The 17574-nt window shown below is 70.4% G+C and carries 15 protein-coding genes and 1 pseudogene; 2 read left to right on the plus strand and 14 right to left on the minus strand.

Annotated features, from left to right (window positions below):
* Positions 1-67: 67 nt before the first annotated feature.
* Positions 68-955 (plus strand): annotated as a pseudogene (gene yedA, locus J5226_RS08130) (drug/metabolite exporter YedA); the annotation flags it as partial.
* Between the two features lie 74 nt (positions 956-1029).
* Positions 1030-1938: an EamA family transporter RarD gene (rarD, locus tag J5226_RS08135; protein WP_215839420.1), complete on the plus strand. Its 909-nt coding sequence runs from the start codon at positions 1030-1032 to the stop codon at positions 1936-1938.
* A gap of 86 nt (positions 1939-2024) precedes the next feature.
* Here rarD and J5226_RS08140 read toward each other — a convergent pair whose 3' ends face one another.
* From J5226_RS08140 to J5226_RS08205, 14 genes are all read right to left on the minus strand, one after another.
* Entirely contained in the window at positions 2025-3350 is a 1326-nt protein-coding gene (locus J5226_RS08140) for an ABC transporter permease (protein WP_215839421.1), read from the minus strand.
* A gap of 12 nt (positions 3351-3362) precedes the next feature.
* Positions 3363-4529, minus strand: a complete 1167-nt coding sequence (locus J5226_RS08145; RefSeq protein ID WP_215839422.1) for an ABC transporter permease — start codon at positions 4527-4529, stop codon at positions 3363-3365.
* A gap of 13 nt (positions 4530-4542) precedes the next feature.
* Complete coding sequence (locus J5226_RS08150; RefSeq protein ID WP_215839423.1) at positions 4543-5235, minus strand: ABC transporter ATP-binding protein; 693 nt, start codon at positions 5233-5235, stop codon at positions 4543-4545.
* Positions 5236-5435: 200 nt separating this feature from the next.
* Positions 5436-6698, minus strand: a complete 1263-nt coding sequence (locus J5226_RS08155; protein WP_215839424.1) for an efflux RND transporter periplasmic adaptor subunit — start codon at positions 6696-6698, stop codon at positions 5436-5438.
* A 253-nt stretch (positions 6699-6951) separates the two neighbouring features.
* The gene (locus J5226_RS08160; protein ID WP_215839425.1) at positions 6952-9045 is read right to left on the minus strand and encodes a DUF11 domain-containing protein; all 2094 of its coding nucleotides are present in this window, start codon (positions 9043-9045) and stop codon (positions 6952-6954) included.
* Between the two features lie 420 nt (positions 9046-9465).
* Complete coding sequence (locus J5226_RS08165; protein ID WP_215839426.1) at positions 9466-10176, minus strand: nucleoside 2-deoxyribosyltransferase domain-containing protein; 711 nt, start codon at positions 10174-10176, stop codon at positions 9466-9468.
* Positions 10177-10195: 19 nt separating this feature from the next.
* Entirely contained in the window at positions 10196-11575 is a 1380-nt protein-coding gene (locus J5226_RS08170; RefSeq protein ID WP_215839427.1) for a leucyl aminopeptidase family protein, read from the minus strand.
* Positions 11572-12303, minus strand: a complete 732-nt coding sequence (locus J5226_RS08175) for an HAD family hydrolase (RefSeq protein WP_215839428.1) — start codon at positions 12301-12303, stop codon at positions 11572-11574. The genes J5226_RS08170 and J5226_RS08175 overlap by 4 nt, the downstream gene beginning before the upstream one ends.
* Positions 12304-12373: 70 nt before the next feature.
* Positions 12374-12868: an endonuclease V gene (locus tag J5226_RS08180; protein WP_215839429.1), complete on the minus strand. Its 495-nt coding sequence runs from the start codon at positions 12866-12868 to the stop codon at positions 12374-12376.
* Between the two features lie 7 nt (positions 12869-12875).
* Positions 12876-14018, minus strand: a complete 1143-nt coding sequence (locus J5226_RS08185) for an AI-2E family transporter (protein ID WP_255323096.1) — start codon at positions 14016-14018, stop codon at positions 12876-12878.
* Positions 14019-14417: 399 nt separating this feature from the next.
* Entirely contained in the window at positions 14418-14792 is a 375-nt protein-coding gene (locus tag J5226_RS08190) for a hypothetical protein (RefSeq protein WP_215839431.1), read from the minus strand.
* Positions 14789-15286, minus strand: coding sequence for a phage holin family protein (locus J5226_RS08195; protein WP_255323028.1), 498 nt, complete (start codon positions 15284-15286; stop codon positions 14789-14791). Before J5226_RS08195 ends, J5226_RS08190 begins: the two co-directional genes overlap by 4 nt.
* A complete protein-coding gene (locus tag J5226_RS08200) occupies positions 15283-15645 on the minus strand; it encodes a hypothetical protein (protein WP_215839432.1) in 363 nt (120 codons plus the stop codon). Before J5226_RS08200 ends, J5226_RS08195 begins: the two co-directional genes overlap by 4 nt.
* A gap of 205 nt (positions 15646-15850) precedes the next feature.
* Positions 15851-17290 (minus strand): Do family serine endopeptidase, encoded by a 1440-nt coding sequence (locus tag J5226_RS08205; protein WP_215839433.1) that lies wholly within the window; start codon positions 17288-17290, stop codon positions 15851-15853.
* Positions 17291-17574: the final 284 nt, after the last annotated feature.

Raw genomic sequence — 17574 nt, forward strand, 5'->3', positions numbered from 1 at the left:
GGCGCGTCAAGCTATCGCGTTTTTCTCCGCCGCTTCTTCCTTCCGCTTTTTCGCGAGAACCCGACCCATGAGCGCCGCCGCTTCCTCCGATTCCCGCGCTCCCGGTCCGCTGGCCATCGGCTTCGCCCTGGCCTCGGTGTACGTGCTGTGGGGCTCGACTTACCTTGGCATCCGCTTCGCCCTGGCGAGCTACCCGCCGTTCCTGCTCGGCGCGGCGCGCATGTTCCTGGCCGGCGCGCTGATGTACGTGGTGCTGCGCCGGCGCGGCACCGCGGCGCCGACGCGCAAGCAGTGGCGCACGCTGTGGGTGCTGTCGATCTTCATGGTGCTGCTGTCCAACGGGCTGGTGAATCTGGCCGAGACTCAGGTCGATTCGGGGCTGGCGGCGATCGCGGTGGCGTCGATGCCGCTGTTCGCCGGCGTGTTCGCGATGATGCGCGGGCGCCATCCCTCCAAGATCGAGTGGGTCGGGCTGGCGATCGGTTTCGCCGGCGTGGTCTGGCTCAATGCCGGCGGCAAGCTGTCGGCGTCGACGCTCGGGCTGGTGTGTCTGATCGTCGCACCCATCGCCTGGGCCTGGGGCTCGATCTGGAGCCGCGACCTCGACCTGCCGTCGCCGTTCATGACCGCCAGCGCGCAGATGCTCACCGGCAGCGCGTGGATGCTCGGCGCGGCGCTGGTGACCGGCGAACGCATCACCCAGACGCCGACCTTCGGCGCGACCGCCGCGCTGCTGTATCTGGTCGTGGCCGGCTCGATCTTCGGCTTCACCGCCTACATTTGGCTGCTGCACCACGTGCGACCGGCGCTGGCGACCAGCTACGCCTACGTCAATCCGCCAATCGCGGTACTGTTCGGCGCGCTGCTGGCGGGCGAACGTTTCACCTCCCACGACCTGGGCGCGATGGCGGTGATCCTGGTCGGCGTGGTCATCATCACCCTGGCCAAAGCGCGCGCGGCCAAGGCCGCGGTCGTCGCGGCCCCGCCCGCGCCGGCCGTCGTCGCCGCGGGCGAATTGGAGAAGCAATCATGAATACCGGCACCGACCGGCGCGGTCTGTGGATCGCGGTCGCGTCCTTCGTGCTGTGGGGGTTGATGCCGCTGTACTGGCATCTGCTCAACTCGGTTCCCTCGCTGATGATCGTGGCCCACCGCATCGTGTGGAGCACGCTGCTGGTGACCGCGTGGCTGTGCTGGAAGAACGGCCGGGGCTGGCTGCTGGACGTGCTGCGCGAGCCGCGCAAGGCCGGCATGCTCGCGGTCAGCGGCTGCCTGATCGCGTTCAACTGGGGCTTGTACATATGGGCGGTCAACGCCGGCCACGTGATCGAGACCAGCTTGGGCTATTTCATCGGCCCGCTGGTGAGCGTGATGCTCGGCGTGCTGTTCCTCGGCGAGCGCCTGCGCGCGGTGCAATGGGTGTCGGTCGCGCTGGCCTTCGCCGGCGTGTTGTGGCTGACCGCGCAGTACGGCCGCCCGCCGTTGATCGCGCTCGGGCTGGCGGTGTCGTTCGCGGTGTACGGACTGGTGCGCAAGCTGGTCGCGGTGGAAGCGGTGACCGGCCTGGGCGTGGAGAACGCGTACTTGTTCGTGCCGGCGCTGGCGCTGATGTTCTGGGGCGAAAGCCACGGCCAGGGCGGTTTCCTCGGCGGCTGGGGCCTGGGCATCGACGCGTTGCTGGTGATCGCCGGCGCGCTGACCGCGCTGCCGCTGATCGGCTTCGCCTACGCGGTGCGGCGGGTGTCGCTGACCGCGATCGGCTTGTTGCAGTACGTCGCGCCGACCTTGCAGTTCCTGATCGGCTGGCTGGTGCTGCGCGAAGCCTTCGACGCGACCCGCGCGGTCGGTTTCGCGCTGATCTGGTTCGGCCTGGTGGTGTTCGCCGGCGAAGGCGTGTTGCGCTCGCGCAGGCTCACGGCGGCGGCCGGGGCGGCGTAACGACGCGTCGGCGTCTTCAGCGGACAAACAAAAAGCCCCCTTCTCGCGAAGGGGGCTTTCGTTTTATCGGACTTCGCCGCGCGCGCTTACAACGCGCGCAAGGCCGAGGTCACCGGCAAGGTCGCCGCGCGCAGCGCCGGGAACAGGCCGCCGACGAAGCCGATCGCCAGCGCCCACTTCAAGCCGCTCCACAGCAGCGCGCCGGTGACGCGGAAGTCGAAGGTGAGCTGGCCGACGCCGCCGGCGATGGTCGATGCGGTGTAGCCGTTGAAGATCGCCCACGCCAGCAAGCCGCCGATCAGGCCGCCGATCAGCGCCAGCAGCATCGTTTCCAGCATCACCGCCACCACCACCGGCAGGCCGCGGAAGCCGATCGCGCGCAGGGTCGCGATCTCGCGCGCGCGGGTGGCGACGGTGGCGAACATGGTGTTGAGCGCGCCGAACACCGCGCCGATGGCCATGATCGAACCGACCACGATGCCGATGACGCGGATCACCGTGGTCATGGTCTCGGACTGCTTGGCGAAGTAGTCGGCGGTGGTGGTGACGTCGACCTGCAAGCGCGGGTCGGCGGCCAGCGCGGCCTTGAAGCTCTTGAACTCCTTGGCCGAGCTGAGCTTGGCGACGACCGCGTTGCGCGAGGCGCCGCGGCGGTAGGTCGCCGCGACCATTTCGGCGTCGGCCCACAGTTCCGAATCCATCGCGTCGCCGGACTTGAACACGCCGACCACGGTCCACTGCTCGGAGCCCAGGCGGATCTGCTTGCCCACTTCCATGCCGGCGAACTGGCGCTGCGCGCCGCTGCCGACCATCACTTCGCGCTTGCCGGTCTCGAACTTGCGGCCCTTCTCGATCTTGACCTGCGGCCGCACCAGCCACGCGCGGTCGCCGACGCCGCGCAGCTGCACGCTGCCGTCCTGGCCGGGGGCGCCGCCCTTGACCGGCAAATTGGCCGCGACCACGGTTTCCGGCGAGGCCAGCGGGCGGCCGTCGGGGCCGCGGGCGATGCCGGGCGCCTGTTCGATCACGTTGATGCTGGCGAGGTCGAGGGTCGACATCACTTCCGCCGCCGAGGCGCCGCGCAGCACGATCACGCTGTCGTCGCTGCCGGTGCGCGCGAGCGTCTGCCGGTAGCCTTCGGCCATCGACAGCATCGCCACCAACACCGCGACCACGCCGGCGATGCCGATCACCACCACCGACGACGAGCCCAAGCGCTGCTTGAGCGTGCTGATGCCGACGCCGGCCACCGACGCGGCTTGCTGGCCGCTGCGGGTCAGCAGCATCCACAGCGCCAGCGCGGCGGCCAGGGCCAGCAACACCGGCCACGGCGCGACGGCCCACAGCGCGAGCCCGGCGATCAGCACGAGCGCGATGAGGAGGCCGCGGCCCAATTTAACGAGCTTGTTCATATGCAGTCTCCGTTAGCGCCCGGACAGGGCGTCGACGATGTTGAGGCGCATCGCCCGGATCGCCGGCAGCGCGCCGACCACCAAACCGATGGCGACCATCAACCCGAGCGCGAGCAACCAACTGCTGGCGCCGATCGGCGGCACGTTGATCGCGCCGCGGCTGCCGGCGCTGACGATGGGGCCGAGCAAGCCGGCCAAGCCCACGCCGATCACGCCGCCGATCAACAGCAGCAACACCGATTCGGCCAGCACCAAGGTCAGCACGCTGCGGTCGGGGAAACCGATGGTCTTGAGCACGGCCAGTTCCGAGGTGCGTTCGCGCACCGCCTGGGCCATGGTGTTGCCGGTCAGCAGCACCAGGGTGAAGAACACCGCGCCCATGATCGAACCCACGATCAGGCCGATGTCGGCCATCTGCTTCATCCAGTTCGCGGCCGAGGCGGCTTCGGTCTGGGTCTTGCTCTCGTGGTCGGAGTTGGCCGAGATCGCGTCGATGGCCTTGGCCACGCGGTCGGCCTGATTCACGTCGCTCACTTCGGTGACGTACCAGCCGACCTGACCGCGGTTGTACGGATTGGAATCGTCGAAGTACTTCCAGTGCATCAGCACCATCTGGTCGTACCAGCCGCCGGTCTTCTTGTCGGCTGCGGAGATCACCCCGACGATGTCGAAGCTCCAGTTCTTGCTGCCGTCGCGGGTCGGGAAGATGGTCGATTGCAGCGGCAGCTTTTGCCCGACTTTCCAGCCGAAGCGCTGCATCAGCTGGGCGCCGACCAGCACGCCGGTGCGGGTGTCGTCGAAGGCCTTGCGCTGGGCTTTGTCGACGTTGATTTCCGGGAACAGGTCGAGATAGTTCGGCGCCACCGCGAAGCTGAAGATCTGGTTGTGCGGATCCTGATAGGCGCCGCCGAACCAGTTGGCGTAGGACACCTGCTTCACGCCCGGCACCTGGCCGATGCGGTCGTTGAGCGACATCGGCAGCGGTTGGATGAAGGACAGCCGCGAACCGGTCTGCAGGCGCTTGGCGCCGTTGGCGCTGTTGCCGGCCTGGTCGAAGCTCTCGCGCACGCCGTCGAGCAGGCCGAACAGCAAGAACGCGGCGACGATCGACAACAGGGTCAGCAGCGTGCGGGTCTTGCGCCGCATCAGCTCCGCCCAGATGAGATGGAAATATTTCATGGCCGGTCTCCGCTCAGTGCGCGCCGGGCTGCTGCTCGACCAGGGTGCCCTTGTCGAGGTGCAGGGTGTGGGTGGCGTACTCGGCGGCCTTCGGGTCGTGGGTGACCATGACGATGGTCTTGCCGTGTTCGCGGTTGAGCAGGCGCAGCAGGTTGAGGATTTCCTCGGCGGCCTGACGGTCCAGGTCGCCGGTGGGTTCGTCGCAGATCAGCAAGGTCGGATCGGAGACGATCGCGCGGGCGATCGCCACGCGCTGCTGCTGGCCGCCGGAGAGTTCGTTGGGGCGATGGTTGAGACGATCCTGCAAGCCGACCAGGGTCAGCGCGATCTCGGCGTTGCGCTTGCGCTGGGCGCCGCCCAGCGGCGACAGCAGCAGCGGCAGTTCGACGTTCTTCTGCGCGGTCAGCGCCGGCATCAGGTTGTAGAACTGGAACACGAAGCCGACGTGGCGGCTGCGCCACTGCGACAGCTGGCCGGCGCTGAGGCGGTCGATGCGCTCGCCCTCGACGGTGATCTCGCCGCCGCTGGGGTTGTCGAGGCCGCCGATCAGATTGAGCAGCGTGCTCTTGCCCGAGCCCGAAGGCCCCATGAGCGCGACGAAATCGCCCTTGGCGATGTCCAGGTTGATGCCGTGCAGCACTTCGACCTTTTCCGGGCCGCGCTGATAGGTTTTGGTGAGGTGGTTGATCGAAACCAGGGTGTCCATCTTCGACGTCCTCGGGCGGTGTGCGGGTGCGGGAGCGATAGGAACGATGCGAACCGGCGGGCGCCGCGCGCACGGGGGCGCGCCGGTCGCGGACCGGTGAAGCGCGCGCGGCGCTGAGGCTGCCGCGCGGAGTTGCGGGCGTGGATCGGGCGGGCGCGCCGCCGTCACCGCGTCAACGGGTACAGGTCACCCGTGCGGGGTCACCGTGTATCCGACGAATCGGAACCGTCGTTTTCGACACGCACCTTGGCGCCGTCTTGCAGCGAGTCCGACGGATCGAGCACCACGGTCTCGCCGCCGCTCAAACCGGCGGTGACTTCGCGGTCTTCGCCGAGCTTGCGGCCCAGCGTCACCTCGGTGCGGCGGGCCTTGCCGTCTTCGACCACGAACGCCACGTCCTTGCCGTCGCGCTGGGCCAGCGCGGCGTTGGGCAGCATCGCGCTCGGCTTCGCCGGCGCGGCGCCGGCGGGTTTGGCGGCTTCGAGGAAGCTGACGCGGATGCCCATGTCCGGGACGATGCGCGGATCGCGGCTCTTGATCGCGATGCGCACCTTGACCGTGGCCTTGCCGCGGTCGGCGGTGGGGATGATCGCGATCACTTCGGCCGGAATCTTCCAGTCCGGGTAAGCGTTGAGCGTGGCTTCCACCGGCATCTTCGGCTTGACCCGGCCGATGAAGGATTCGCCGACGTCGACTTCGATCTCCAGCGAATCCATATCGACGATGGTGCCGATGCCGGTGCGGGTGAAGCCGCCGCCGGCCGACAAGGGCGAGACGATTTCGCCCGGCTGCGCGGCCTTGGCGGTAACCACGCCGGAGAACGGCGCGCGCACGATGGTGTTGTCCACGCCGATGTCGGAGATGCGCAGGCCGTCGCCGGACACCTTGACGTTGCGCTGCGCGGTCAGCAGCTGAGCGCGCAGCGAATCGCGCTGGGCGACGGCTTGATCGAACTGCGAGCGCGACACCAACTGCTGCTGGGTCAGCGACGACAGGCGCGACGCGTTGGCTTCGGCTTCCTTGAGCTGGGCCTGCACGCGCGCGACATCGCTTTGCGCGGCGGCGAGCTGGGCGGCGCTGAGTTCGCGCTGGGCGTTGGCGTCGATCGGATCGAGCGTGGCCATGATCTGGCCTTCTTCGACCCGCTGGCCTTCTTCGATCATCACCTCGCGCACCTTGCCGGTGATCTTGGCCGAGACCGTGGCGATGCGACGGGCGACGATGTAGCCGGTGGCGTCGAGCACCGAGGCGCCGGCGCCGCCGTTGCCGGCGCCGATCGCGGTGACGGTGGCGGTGCGCACCTTGGCGCCCGCGCTGCGGCCGAAGGCGAGCCAACCCGCCGCCGCCAGCACCGCCAGCAGCACCGCCGCGCCGATCAGCCAACCGCGTCCCGGGCCCGAAGGGGCCGGCGGACGGCTGCGGTCGATGCGGAGTTCCTTCAGCAGATCGGCGGATGCGCTCATGTTCCCAACCAGGACGCCTGAAGTTGCGTAGTGTGACCGCGGCACCGGCCCGATCCAACCTGCTTAAAGTCAGTTTTTGTCAGCGCGGCTGTCGCCGGTTCGACCTGACAGTTGTCATGCCCGGCGGATGTTCGGGCCGGAACGAGTCTGCCCCGGACGGCGTGTGCACGGGTTGCGGTTTTCGCCCGCCGCAAACGCGAACGGCCGCCGGCCGGAGCACCGGCGGCGGCCGTCGCGAGGGACCGCGCGGACCTTAGTAGTAGGTCGCCGGCGCCTGATCGAACAGCACCGGCACCTGCACGTCGATGCAGGCGCCCACCGGCAGGACCACGCCGGTCAGCGCGACCGTGGTGTCGCCGGCGTTGCCGCCGCTGGCCGGGCAGGTGCCGCCGCCGGTGCCGGCGCAGCTCCACGCGCCCGACAGCTTCACGCCCTTGGGCAGCGGGTCGCTGAGGGTGGCGCCGTTGGCCACCGCCGGGCCGTTGGTGTTGCAGGCGTGCAAGGTGTAAGTGGTCGGGCGGCCCGGGGTGTAGGTCGAAGCCAACGGCAATTCGCTCTTGACCAGGCTCAGGCTGACGTTGACCGCGATCGGCGCCGGCGTCTGCGCGCACTGCGGATTGCCGGCGGCCGGGCAGGCCGGCAGCGGATCCGGATCGCCGCCGCCGGCGACCGCGACGTGGTTGACCGGCGAACCGCTCGCGGCCGCGGCGATGGCGACGTTGAGGCGCACGCTGGCGCTGTCGCCCGCGGCGATCGGCGCGGTCGGAGTGAAGCTGCAGGCGACCGTGCCGGTGGCCGGCAGCGTGCCGCAGTTCACCGCGCCCTGCGCGCTGGACGCCGAGACCAGACTGAAACCGGCGGGCAAGGTATCGGCGATGGCGATCGCGCCGCTGGTCGCGCCGCTGCCGGTGTTCTGCACGCCGATGCTGAAATAGCCGTCGCTGGCCGCGCCGGTCTGGCCCGCGGCGAGCGCGCCGACGACCGACTTGCTGGCGGTGAGTTGCGGCTGCACTACGGTCAGCACTTCGTCGCCGACCAGATTCACCAGATTGTTGGTGTTTCCGATGCTCGCGTTGGTGTTGTGGTAAACGCCGACCGTGTTCGAGGTGACGTCGACCGCGATCTGGCAGGTGAGCGCCGCGCCGGCGCTGCCGCCGTTGACGGTGCCGTTGTTCACCGCGATCGTGCCGGTGCCCGGCGTCGCGGTCACGGTCATGCCGCCCAGCGCGGTGCCCAGGGCGCCGCCGCTGGGGCAACTGGTGCGCACGTTCGGCGTCGGCGCGATCACCACGTTGGCCGGCAGCGTGTCGGTGAAGCGGATGCTGTTGGTGATGCCGGTGCCCTTGTTGCTCAGGTCGAAGGTCAGCGTCGACACGCCGCCGGCGTTGATCGTGGCCGGCGCGAAGCGCTTGACCAGATCGACCGAGGTCAGGGCGAAGGTGACGCGGTATTCGGCGGTGAAGTTCGCCGCGCCCGACGGGATGTTCCACTGCGCCGCGATGCCGTTGTCGGTATTGGCGTTGGTGTCGACGGTGTTGCCCAGATCGCCGCCGGCGACGGCGCAATTGGGCGTGTTGTTGTTGCCGCCGTTGCAGATCCGCCACTGCGGCCAGGTGTAATTGCCGCTGAAGTATTGATCCCAGTTCGGCGTGCCCGACGAAGGCTCCCACCACAGCGCCTCGAACTGCGTGCCCTTGGCCACGCCGACCAGATCGGGACGGCCGGTGGTGTTGCCCGGCGTGGTGCGGCTGAAGCCGGGGCCGTTGTCGCCGCCTTGCAGGAAGGTGTCGATGTTCTGATAGAACTTGATCGACGCGCCGCTGGCGGGCATGCCGCTCAGCGCGACCCGGCGGGTGAACCACGCCTGCGGGACGATGTAGCTGTCGAGGATGGTGACGGTGATGCCGGCGTCGTCCGTGTTGTTCGGACGCAGCGTCGTCGTGGTCTGGTACGGCGAGCCGACCGTGCCGGCGCCGCTCAGCGCGCTTTGCGAGACCTGAGTGAACTGGGTGAAGGCGCCGGTGTTGGCGTTGTTGGCGTTGGTGTAGACCCGCACCGCGCCCGCGCCGCGGTCCACGCGCAGATAAATGCTGTTGTAGAGATTGCCGCCCGTCGGCGTGGAGCCGCTGTTGTAGACCTGATCGGCGTTGCCCAGCCGCACCTGGAACTGGCTGTTGCTGCCCCAGGTGACGCGCAAGCCGTCGGAGCCGTCGGTCAGAACGCCGCCGGTGGCGTTGGCCACGCGTTGGCTGGAGGCGCCGCTGGCCAGAACGTTGCCGGCGAACGCCAGCGCGAACGCGCACAGCAGCGCGCCGGCCTGGCGGCCGAGTTGGGTCGAGCGATTCATGGATTCCCCTGTTTCGAGCCTTACTGCGAAGGTTCGGGCGCTGAGGCTGCCTGGCGGCCCTGAAACCCGGGTACGGACCCGGGCGGACTTCGGTGATTCATAGCACTGAATAAGTGTGCCACAAATCACATTTTGTCTGAACGGGGTTGCGGGCGCCAGTCCCCTGGGTCGCCTGGAACCGCAAGGAATAACGGTGGATGGGGGCGGGAGAGGACAGGGCGCCGGGCCGAGGCGTGGGGCGGGGCGGGGCGAAAGCCTTGGGCTTTGCGGGGCGGGGCGCGCTGAAGGCGTTGGATCCCCGCGTTCGCGGGGATGACGTTCGGGAAGGGCGTCGAAGACGCGGGCGCTGCCGGTCGCGGGACGGTTCGCAGGCGTGCGGCGTGGGAAGCGCGGCCGCGGCCGCGAGCGTGCTGCCCGCGATCAGCGCGCCCGCGCGCGGCGCAGTTCGGCCAAGCGCGCGCGCACCGCCTGCGCCAGCGCGGGCAGCGAGTCGTAGCGGGGAATGCCGTAGCGCTGGGCGACGATGTCGACGTTGCCCTTGCGCCAGAACCCGTCCGGGCAGGCCAGCAGCACCTTGCCGGAGCCGGCGTGCAGGCCGAGTTCGAGCAGGCTGACCGGCGCCTGCGAGCCCGGCGCGAGGTACATCGCGATCACGTCGGCGCGCTGCAGCGCGGCGAGTTCCCATTCCACCTGACGGCGGAACTCGGGTTCCTCGGCGACCGGCTTCCACGCCGGGTTCCAATCTTCGCGGCGCGGGTTGAGCAGCACCACGCCTTCGTCGGCGAGCTCGCGCGCGAACTGCGCTTGCCAGTCGCGGGTGCCGCCCATGTCGATGCTGCCGGCGAGGAACACCTTGAGGCGGTCGTCGGCCGGGATCGGTTGCGGCGAGCGCACCAGCTGCGAGGTCGCGGCGGGTTGCGCGGAATCGGCTTGCGTCGACGAACTTGGTTGCGTCGACGCGGAGGTCTTCGCCTCGGAGGCCGGCGCGTTCGCTTGCGCCGGCATCGCGTTCGCGGCGGCGGCCGCCGCCTGCGGCATCGCCGCGTCCGCCTTCGCCGCTTGCGGCTGGGCGGCGCCCGCCGGAGCGATCATCGCCGCCGCCAGCGTCAACGCCGCCCATCGCGTTTTCATCCGCGCGCGCATCGCGACCTCAACCCGCCGCGCGCGCCTTGAGCATCGCGTACACCGCGCGCAACCCCTGCGCTTCGCCGCCCGCGGGACGGCCGGCGCGGTCGGCGTCGTTCCAGCTGTACACGTCCAGATGCGCCCAGGCCTGATCGGCCGGCACGAAACGCTCCAGATACAGCGCCGCGGTCACCGAGCCGGCCATCTTCGACGGACCGCCGTTGGCGATGTCGGCGATGTGGCTGGTCAGGTAACGCAGGTACGGACGCCACAGCGGCATGCGCCAGACCGGATCGCGCTGGGCGACGCCGGCGTCGAGCCAGTCCTGCGCCAGCGTGTCCTGATTCGAATACAGCGCCGGCAAATCCGGGCCCAGCGCGATGCGCGCCGCGCCGGTGAGCGTGGCGAAGTCGAGCAGCAACGCCGGCTTGCGCTCGCTGGCGTAGGTCAGCGCGTCGCACAGGACCACCCGGCCTTCGGCGTCGGTGTTGTCGATCTCCACGCTGATGCCCTGGCGAGTGGCGATCACCTCGCCCGGACGGAACGCGTTGGGGCCGACCGCGTTTTCCACCGCCGGCACCAGCAAGGTGATCCGCAGCGGCAGCTTGCGCGCCATGATCAGTTCGGCCAGCGCGATCGCGTGCGCCGCGCCGCCCATGTCCTTCTTCATCCAGCGCATGCCGTCGGCCGGCTTGAGGTCGAGGCCGCCGGTGTCGAAGCACACGCCCTTGCCGACCAGCGCGACGTGCGGGTGCGCGGCGTCGCCCCATTCCAGCGCGATCAAACGCGGCGCGCGGTGCGAGGCGCGGCCGACGGCGTGGATGGCGGGGAAGTTGCGTTCGATCAACGCGTCGCCGGCGATCACCTCGATCTTGGCGCCGTGGCGCTGCGCGATCTCGCGCGCGACCTGTTCGAGTTCGGCCGGGCCCATGTGTTCGGTCGGCGTGTTGACCAGATCGCGCACGCGCACGCTGGCGGCGAGCACGGCGAAAACTTCGTCGCCGGCGTCGGCGACGAGCAACTGCGCCGGCGCGCGCGGCGGCGCCTTGTAGCGGTCGAAGCGGTAGCTGCCCAAACCCCAGCCCAAGCGCAGCGCGTCGCGCACGCCGGGTTCGAGCCGGTCGCTGGTGCGCCAGCTGCGCGCCGGTAGCGCGAACGGCGCGTGGCCGTAGGCGTAGGGATCGAGCGGATCGGCGCCGGTGCCGACCGCCGCGCCCATCAGCGCGCCGTCCGGGCCGGGCAGCAGCACCACGGTTCCGGCCGAGCCGTCGAAGCCTTGGGTCTGCACCCAGGCGGCGGTGGGCGCGGGCAGCGCGTCGCGCCAGGCGGCGAAGTCGGCGCGGCCGACCAGATCCAGCGGCAGCGCGCCGGCGTCGGAAGAAGTGAAACCCAGGGGCAGAGTCATGCGGAGGCGGTGTCCGTGCGCAGCGTGCGTTCGTGTGGGGCGCGTTCCAGCCAATCGGCCAGCGCGGTGAGGGTGGCGAATTCCAGATCGGGGCGCGGGTGATGCTCGGGCCAGGTACGCGCTTCGCGGTTGATCCAGCACGTGCGCAGGCCGGCGAGGCGGCCGCCGACGATGTCCATTTCGATGTCGTCGCCGACGTGCAGCACCTGCGCCGGATCCTGCTCCAGGCGCGCGCAGGCGGCGTGGAAGATGCTGGCGTCGGGCTTGGCCCGGCCGTGTTCGCGCGCGCCGAGCTGGAAGCGGAACAGCGGCATCAACCCGATCCGCTTGAGGTCGGCGTTGCCGTTGCTCAGCGCCGCCAGCGGCACCCGCGCGGCCAGCCGCGCCAGCGCGGCTTCGCTGTCGGCGTAATGCTCGACTTCGCAGCGCGCGGCGAAGAACGCGTCGAACGCGGGCTCGGCCAGGGCGAGATCCTCGCCGCCCTCGCGCAGCATGTGCTGCAAGGTCAGCCGGCGTTGGGTGGTGTAGTCGTGGGCCAAGTCCGGCCGCTCGCCGGCGATGCGGTCGCGCAGCGCGCGCACCGCTTCGATCGGATACAGCGCGGCGGTGCGCGGCGCATGCGCGCGCAGCCATCGGTCGAGAACCGCCTCGGCGCGCAGCATCACCGGCGCGATCGGCCAGATGGTGTCGTCGAGGTCCAGGGTGATGGCGCGGACGGGGAAGGTCATGCGCGCCATTTTAGCCTGCCGGGCCGGCGCCGATGACCGACGCGCGTCGCTGGACGCGTCGCCGCCGCGTTCAGCCGCCGCGCGCCAGCCGGTCGGCCCGCTTGAGCAATTCCGGCAGGCGGTGCGCGCCGTGCATGCGCGCCACCGCCGCGCGCGCCTGCGCCGGGTCCAGGCCGGCGGCGGTCACGTACAGCGGCCGCGCGCCGCCGCGCACGACCTCGGCCTCGGCCGGGGTCTCGACGAAGCGGGTCTTGGCCACGCCGACCACGGCGACCTCGCGCCGCAGCGCGTCCCACAGGTGTGCGCCGAGGCCGGGCCGGCCGGCGCCGTCGAGCCAGACGTGGCCGTCGACGACGACGCACGCCGGCAACGCATCGAGCTTCGCCAGCAAGGCGGACAGGCACGGCAGCTCGCGGCGGTAGAACGCGCCGGGCTCGTAGGCGGCGACGTTATCGATGTCGATGGTCAGTTCCGCCGCCGCGTCCGCGTCGCCCCAGTCGGCGAACAGCACGCCGGCCGCGCGCGCGCCGCGGTCGAAGTAGTGCACATCGGCGGCGAGGATCACGCGCGGCTCATTCCAGCAGCTTGGCCCAGCCGTCCATGCCCTCGATGCGCGCCAGCACCAGTTTCACGCACACCAGCATCGGCACCGCCAGCAGCAGGCCGACGATGCCCCACAGCCAGCCGAAGAACATCAGCGCCAGCATCAGCACCAGCGGCGACAGGCGCATGCGCCGGCCCAGCACCAGCGGGGTGACCAGTTGCGATTCGATGGTGTGCAGGCCCAGGTACAAGCCGGCCGGCAGCAGCGACGGCCACAGTTCGTCGAACGCGACCAGGCCCATCACCAGCATCACGCCCACGCCGATCAGCGGGCCGACGAAGGGCGCGAAGTTGAGGATCGCCGCCATCGTGCCCCACAGCAGCGATTCGGGCAGCGGCGTGCCCAGCGCGTACAGCGCGCCGGCCAGGGCGAGGCCGAGGCCGGTGTTGATCAGGCTGATGGTCAGCACGTAGCGCGAGATCTCGCGCTCGATCGAATGCAGGATGTCGATGGTGAGCTTTTTCTGCTGTTGGCTCGGCAGCAGGGCGATGGCGTTGCGCTGCAAGGACTCGCCGAACACCATGAAGAAGAAGGTCAGCAGCACCACCGCCAGCACTTGGGCGACGCGCTTGGGCGTGGAGGTCAGGGCGCGGTAGGGATCGTCGAGTTCGGTCTTGACCACCTGCACCGGCTTGGCGGTGTTCTCGCCGCCGGCGGCGCGGGCGAAGTTCTGCGCGGCGCGGTTGGCGTCCTGGAACGGTTTGGTCATCTGCCGCAGCTTGGGGCCGACCTGCTTGAGTTCCTTGGGCACCTGCCGCACCCATTCGCCGGCCGGCTCGGCCAACTGCAAGGTCAGCGCGCCGGCGACGGCGAGGCCGCCGGCCAGCACGATCAGCGCCGCCAACAAACGCGGCAGGCGCAGCCGGCCGAGCAGGCGCAGGATCGGGTTGCCGACCAAGGCGAAGAACGCGGCCAGCAGGATCGGCAGCAGCAGTTCCTGCGCCGCCCATAAGGTGTAGCCGGCGGCGAGCGTCGCCAGCACCAGCAGCGAGACCGGGGCGCGCGGGCGCGCAGTCGCGGGCCTCGCCGTGGAATCGCTGGCGGGCGTTGGGTCGGCGTCCGCGGCTGCGGGTGGCGGGACGGAGGCGGAGTCGGACGCGGTGGGCGGGATCAAGGCGGTATCGTGCGGTGGAGCCGGCGCAAACTGTGCGCTCTTGCGTGTGTAGGCGCCAGCGCGATTTGGGGTGCGGTGGGGGGGGCGCGGGCGCATCGGGCCTGCCGGGGACTCCCTCGGGGCTAAGGGCCTTCGGCATACGCCCCGAGGGAGTCCCCGGCAGGCCCGATGCCTGCGGTTCTGGTCGAGCGTTTCAAAAAGCGAAGCGGTGCCTATCGCGTACGCACGCGCGCGCACTCACGCAGCGCCTGCGAACCATCAAATAAAGGTGGAGGGCCCAGGGCCGGGGAAGCTCCCCACGGGCGTATGCCGAAGGCCCTTAGCCCGTGGGGAGCTTCCCCGGCCCTGGGCCCGTCCCCGAAGTCTCAGCCCAGCCCATCAGCCCGCGTCAGGCAGTCAGGCCGCACTGCGTTGCGCACCCGTCTGCGCCCCATCGGCCGCCTGATCGGCCGCACGCGCCGCGCGCCCGGCCTGACCGGCCGCCTGTCCCGCCTGATCCGCCGCCTCCTGCGCGCCGGCACCGGCGAACAACCCCGACAGCAAACTCACGATCTGCATCAGATTGCCGCTCTTGACCGCGATCTTGACCGGCTCGGCGCGGCCCATGAAAAACCCGGCGACCAAACCGGCGATCACGATCCGCCCCGGCGTCCACGCCTCGCGCCACGACTTGCTCAGCACGCGCTTGCGTTCCTGCACCTGCTCGTAGCGCCCTTCCAGCAGGCGCTCGCGCTTGTCCACGCGCCGTTGCAGACGATCGAACCGGCTCATCGCGCCTCCTTCTGATGCGCTTCGATCTTGCGATCGTCCTCGTCGTCGTGGCCCAGGCCCATGCGGCGCAACTGCCGCCGCGTCGCCGACAGCCGGGTGTACTCGAAATAGCGCAAGGCCTGCCACGCGCCGACGGCGGTGACCACCAAGCTCAACCCGGCCGCGGCCGACATCGACGCCAGCCACGACCAACCCAGCACGCCCTGCAGCAGCGCGATCAGCGCCGCCATCAGCAACAGCCACGACGACGCGCCGAACACGATCGCCACCGCCACCCACAACAGCGCCCGGCCCAGCGCGCTGCGGGCCAAGGCGAGATCGGCGATCAACAGGCCGCGCAGCGCGCGGCCGGTGTCGAGCGCGGCCGACAAGCCTTCGCGGCCGGCATCGCCGATCTCGCGGAAGGCGTCTTCCAGCGGCAGCGGCCCCTGCCGGGGCTCGCCGCGGTCGCCGGCGCGCGCGTCCTCGCCGTGCGGGGCGTCGCTCGCGCTCACTTGTCGCCGCTGCGGGCGAGCTTGGCGATGATGAAGCCGGCGGCGAAGGCGACGCCGAAGGACGCCAGCGGACGTTCGCGCACCAACTCGGCGGCGCTTTCGATCAGATCGCGGCCCTTGTCCATCAGCGCGTCGACTTGCTCGCGCGCCGCGCCGCCGGCGTGCTCGGCCGCGGCGATGCCGGCCAGCGCGCTGTCGGCCAGATCGGACTTGACGTTGGCCTTGCCGAGCTTGAGTTCCTCGCCGGCCACGCCGGCCGCGCTGCGGATCGCGTCGCCGGCGTCGCTGGCGGCCTGCTTGAGGTGGCTGCCGGCCTGGCCGAGGTTGCTCTTGACGTTATCGGTCGAAGTGGGGGACATGGGTTACCTCCGTGTTGCTGCGGGAATGAACCGCGGAACGTGTCCCGGGTTCGGCGGGCCGTGGTCGGGCCGGGCGATGGTAGCGGCCCTCGACGGCGATGAACGGGTGGCGCGCCGCGAAGGCGCGCGGTCGATCTTAGCGACTCGACGGCTCGATCTTAGCGGGCCGATGTTAACGGCCCGCGTGCAACCGCGCGGCCCGCGCTCAGCGCAGGGCCAGATTGCCGACGCTGTTGCCGCGCTGCACGCGCAGCAGCAACTGTGCCGGCGCGCGGCTGAAGCTCGCGCGGAAGCCGGGAAGATCGTCGAAATTGCCGCTGCTGGCGGCGAGCACGATGTCGTCCTTGCGCAGATCGTTGGCCTCCGCGCGGCTGCCGCGGGTCACGCTTTCCACGACCACGCCGGACAGGCCGGACTGGCGCAGACGCTCGGGCAACTCGCCGAAGGTGGCGCCGGTCAGGCGCGCGTCGAGGTCGGCGCCGGCGAGCGAGCGCGGCTGTTCGCGCAAGGTCGCGTTGAGCGACAGCGACTGGCCGTCGCGGCGCACGTCCAGCGCGATCTTGCTGCCGATCGATTGCAGGCCCTCGAAATTGCGCAACGCGTCGCGTCCGTCCACGCGCTGGCCGTTGGCGCCGAGGATCACGTCGCCGGCGCGCAGCCCCGCCGCGGCCGCGGCGCTGCCGGCGAACACGCGCGAGACCAGCGCGCCGCGCGGCTCGGCCAGCTTGAGCGCGGCGGCGAGCTGCGGGGTGACGTCCTGCGACTCCAGCCCCAGCGTGCCGCGGCGCACGACGCCGTTGTTGGCGATCAGCTGATCCTTGATGTTGCGCGCCAGATTCACCGGAATCGCGAAACCCAGGCCGATGTTGCCGGCCATGCTGCCCTGCGGATTGAAGCTGGCGGTGTTGATGCCGACCAGTTCGCCGTTGAGGTTGACCAGCGCGCCGCCGGAATTGCCCGGGTTGATCGAAGCGTCGGTCTGGATGAAGTTCTGATAGCCCAAGCCGCGCAGGCCGCTGCGGCCCACCGCCGAGACGATGCCGGAGGTGACGGTCTGGCCGATGCCGAACGGGTTGCCGACCGCGACCACGAAGTCGCCCACGCGCAGCGCGTCGGAATCGGCCAGCGAAATCGCGCTGAGGTTCTGCGCCGGAATGCGCATCAGCGCCACGTCGGTGTCCGGGTCGGAGCCGATGAAGTCGGCCTTGACCGTGCGCCCGTCGGCCAGCGTCACCGAGACCTCGTCGGCGCCCTCGATGACGTGGTGGTTGGTCAGCACGTAGCCGTTCTTGGCGTCGATGATGACGCCCGAGCCGAGCGACTCGTTGATCCGTTCCTGCGGGATGTTGGGGAACATGCGGCGGAAGATCGGATCGTTGGCGAAGGGGTTGCGGATGCGCACGGTCTGTTTCGTGTGCACGCTGACCACCGCCGGCGTGACCCGCTGCAGCATCGGCGCCAGCGACGGCAGCTGCTGGCCGGCGACCGAGGCCGGCAACGCGGCGGCGGCCGGCACCGACAGCGTGGCCGGCGGCGGCGGCGCGGCTTGCGCCGGCGCTTCCAATCCCTCGCGGATGGCGGTGGCGGCGAAACCGCCGAACGCGGCGGCCAGGGCGAGGGTCAGCAGGGTCGGCAAGGGACGCATCGTGTTGCGGTTCCGAAGGTGCGTGGATGGGAGGCGGAGCGCGGCGTGGTTCGGGCGTAGGTCGTACGGGCAGTCGTTCAAGCAATCGTGGCGGCCGCCGCGGGCTTCAAGAGCGGGCCGCCGCGAGAGCGGACCGTTCGAGCCTCGGCCGGGCCCGGCGCCGCCGGCTTGGACCGCGGCGCCCGCGACTCGTTCCGGCCTCGCCGCAGTGTTGAAGAGCGGCAATAAATAACCGATGAAGCCGCCGCCGTCGCGCCGCGCGTTCGCGGCCTGCGCAAGCGCGG

This window comes from Lysobacter sp. K5869 (assembly GCF_018847975.1).
Lineage (GTDB): Bacteria > Pseudomonadota > Gammaproteobacteria > Xanthomonadales > Xanthomonadaceae > Lysobacter.

Coding starts and splice junctions, on each gene's coding strand:
- rarD (WP_215839420.1), top strand. CDS start 1,030: ATGAATACCGGCACCGACCGGCGCGGTCTGTGGATCGCGGTCGCGTCC.
- J5226_RS08140 (WP_215839421.1), bottom strand. CDS start 3,350: ATGAACAAGCTCGTTAAATTGGGCCGCGGCCTCCTCATCGCGCTCGTG.
- J5226_RS08145 (WP_215839422.1), bottom strand. CDS start 4,529: ATGAAATATTTCCATCTCATCTGGGCGGAGCTGATGCGGCGCAAGACC.
- J5226_RS08150 (WP_215839423.1), bottom strand. CDS start 5,235: ATGGACACCCTGGTTTCGATCAACCACCTCACCAAAACCTATCAGCGC.
- J5226_RS08155 (WP_215839424.1), bottom strand. CDS start 6,698: ATGAGCGCATCCGCCGATCTGCTGAAGGAACTCCGCATCGACCGCAGC.
- J5226_RS08160 (WP_215839425.1), bottom strand. CDS start 9,045: ATGAATCGCTCGACCCAACTCGGCCGCCAGGCCGGCGCGCTGCTGTGC.
- J5226_RS08165 (WP_215839426.1), bottom strand. CDS start 10,176: ATGAAAACGCGATGGGCGGCGTTGACGCTGGCGGCGGCGATGATCGCT.
- J5226_RS08170 (WP_215839427.1), bottom strand. CDS start 11,575: ATGACTCTGCCCCTGGGTTTCACTTCTTCCGACGCCGGCGCGCTGCCG.
- J5226_RS08175 (WP_215839428.1), bottom strand. CDS start 12,303: ATGACCTTCCCCGTCCGCGCCATCACCCTGGACCTCGACGACACCATC.
- J5226_RS08190 (WP_215839431.1), bottom strand. CDS start 14,792: ATGAGCCGGTTCGATCGTCTGCAACGGCGCGTGGACAAGCGCGAGCGC.
- J5226_RS08200 (WP_215839432.1), bottom strand. CDS start 15,645: ATGTCCCCCACTTCGACCGATAACGTCAAGAGCAACCTCGGCCAGGCC.
- J5226_RS08205 (WP_215839433.1), bottom strand. CDS start 17,290: ATGCGTCCCTTGCCGACCCTGCTGACCCTCGCCCTGGCCGCCGCGTTC.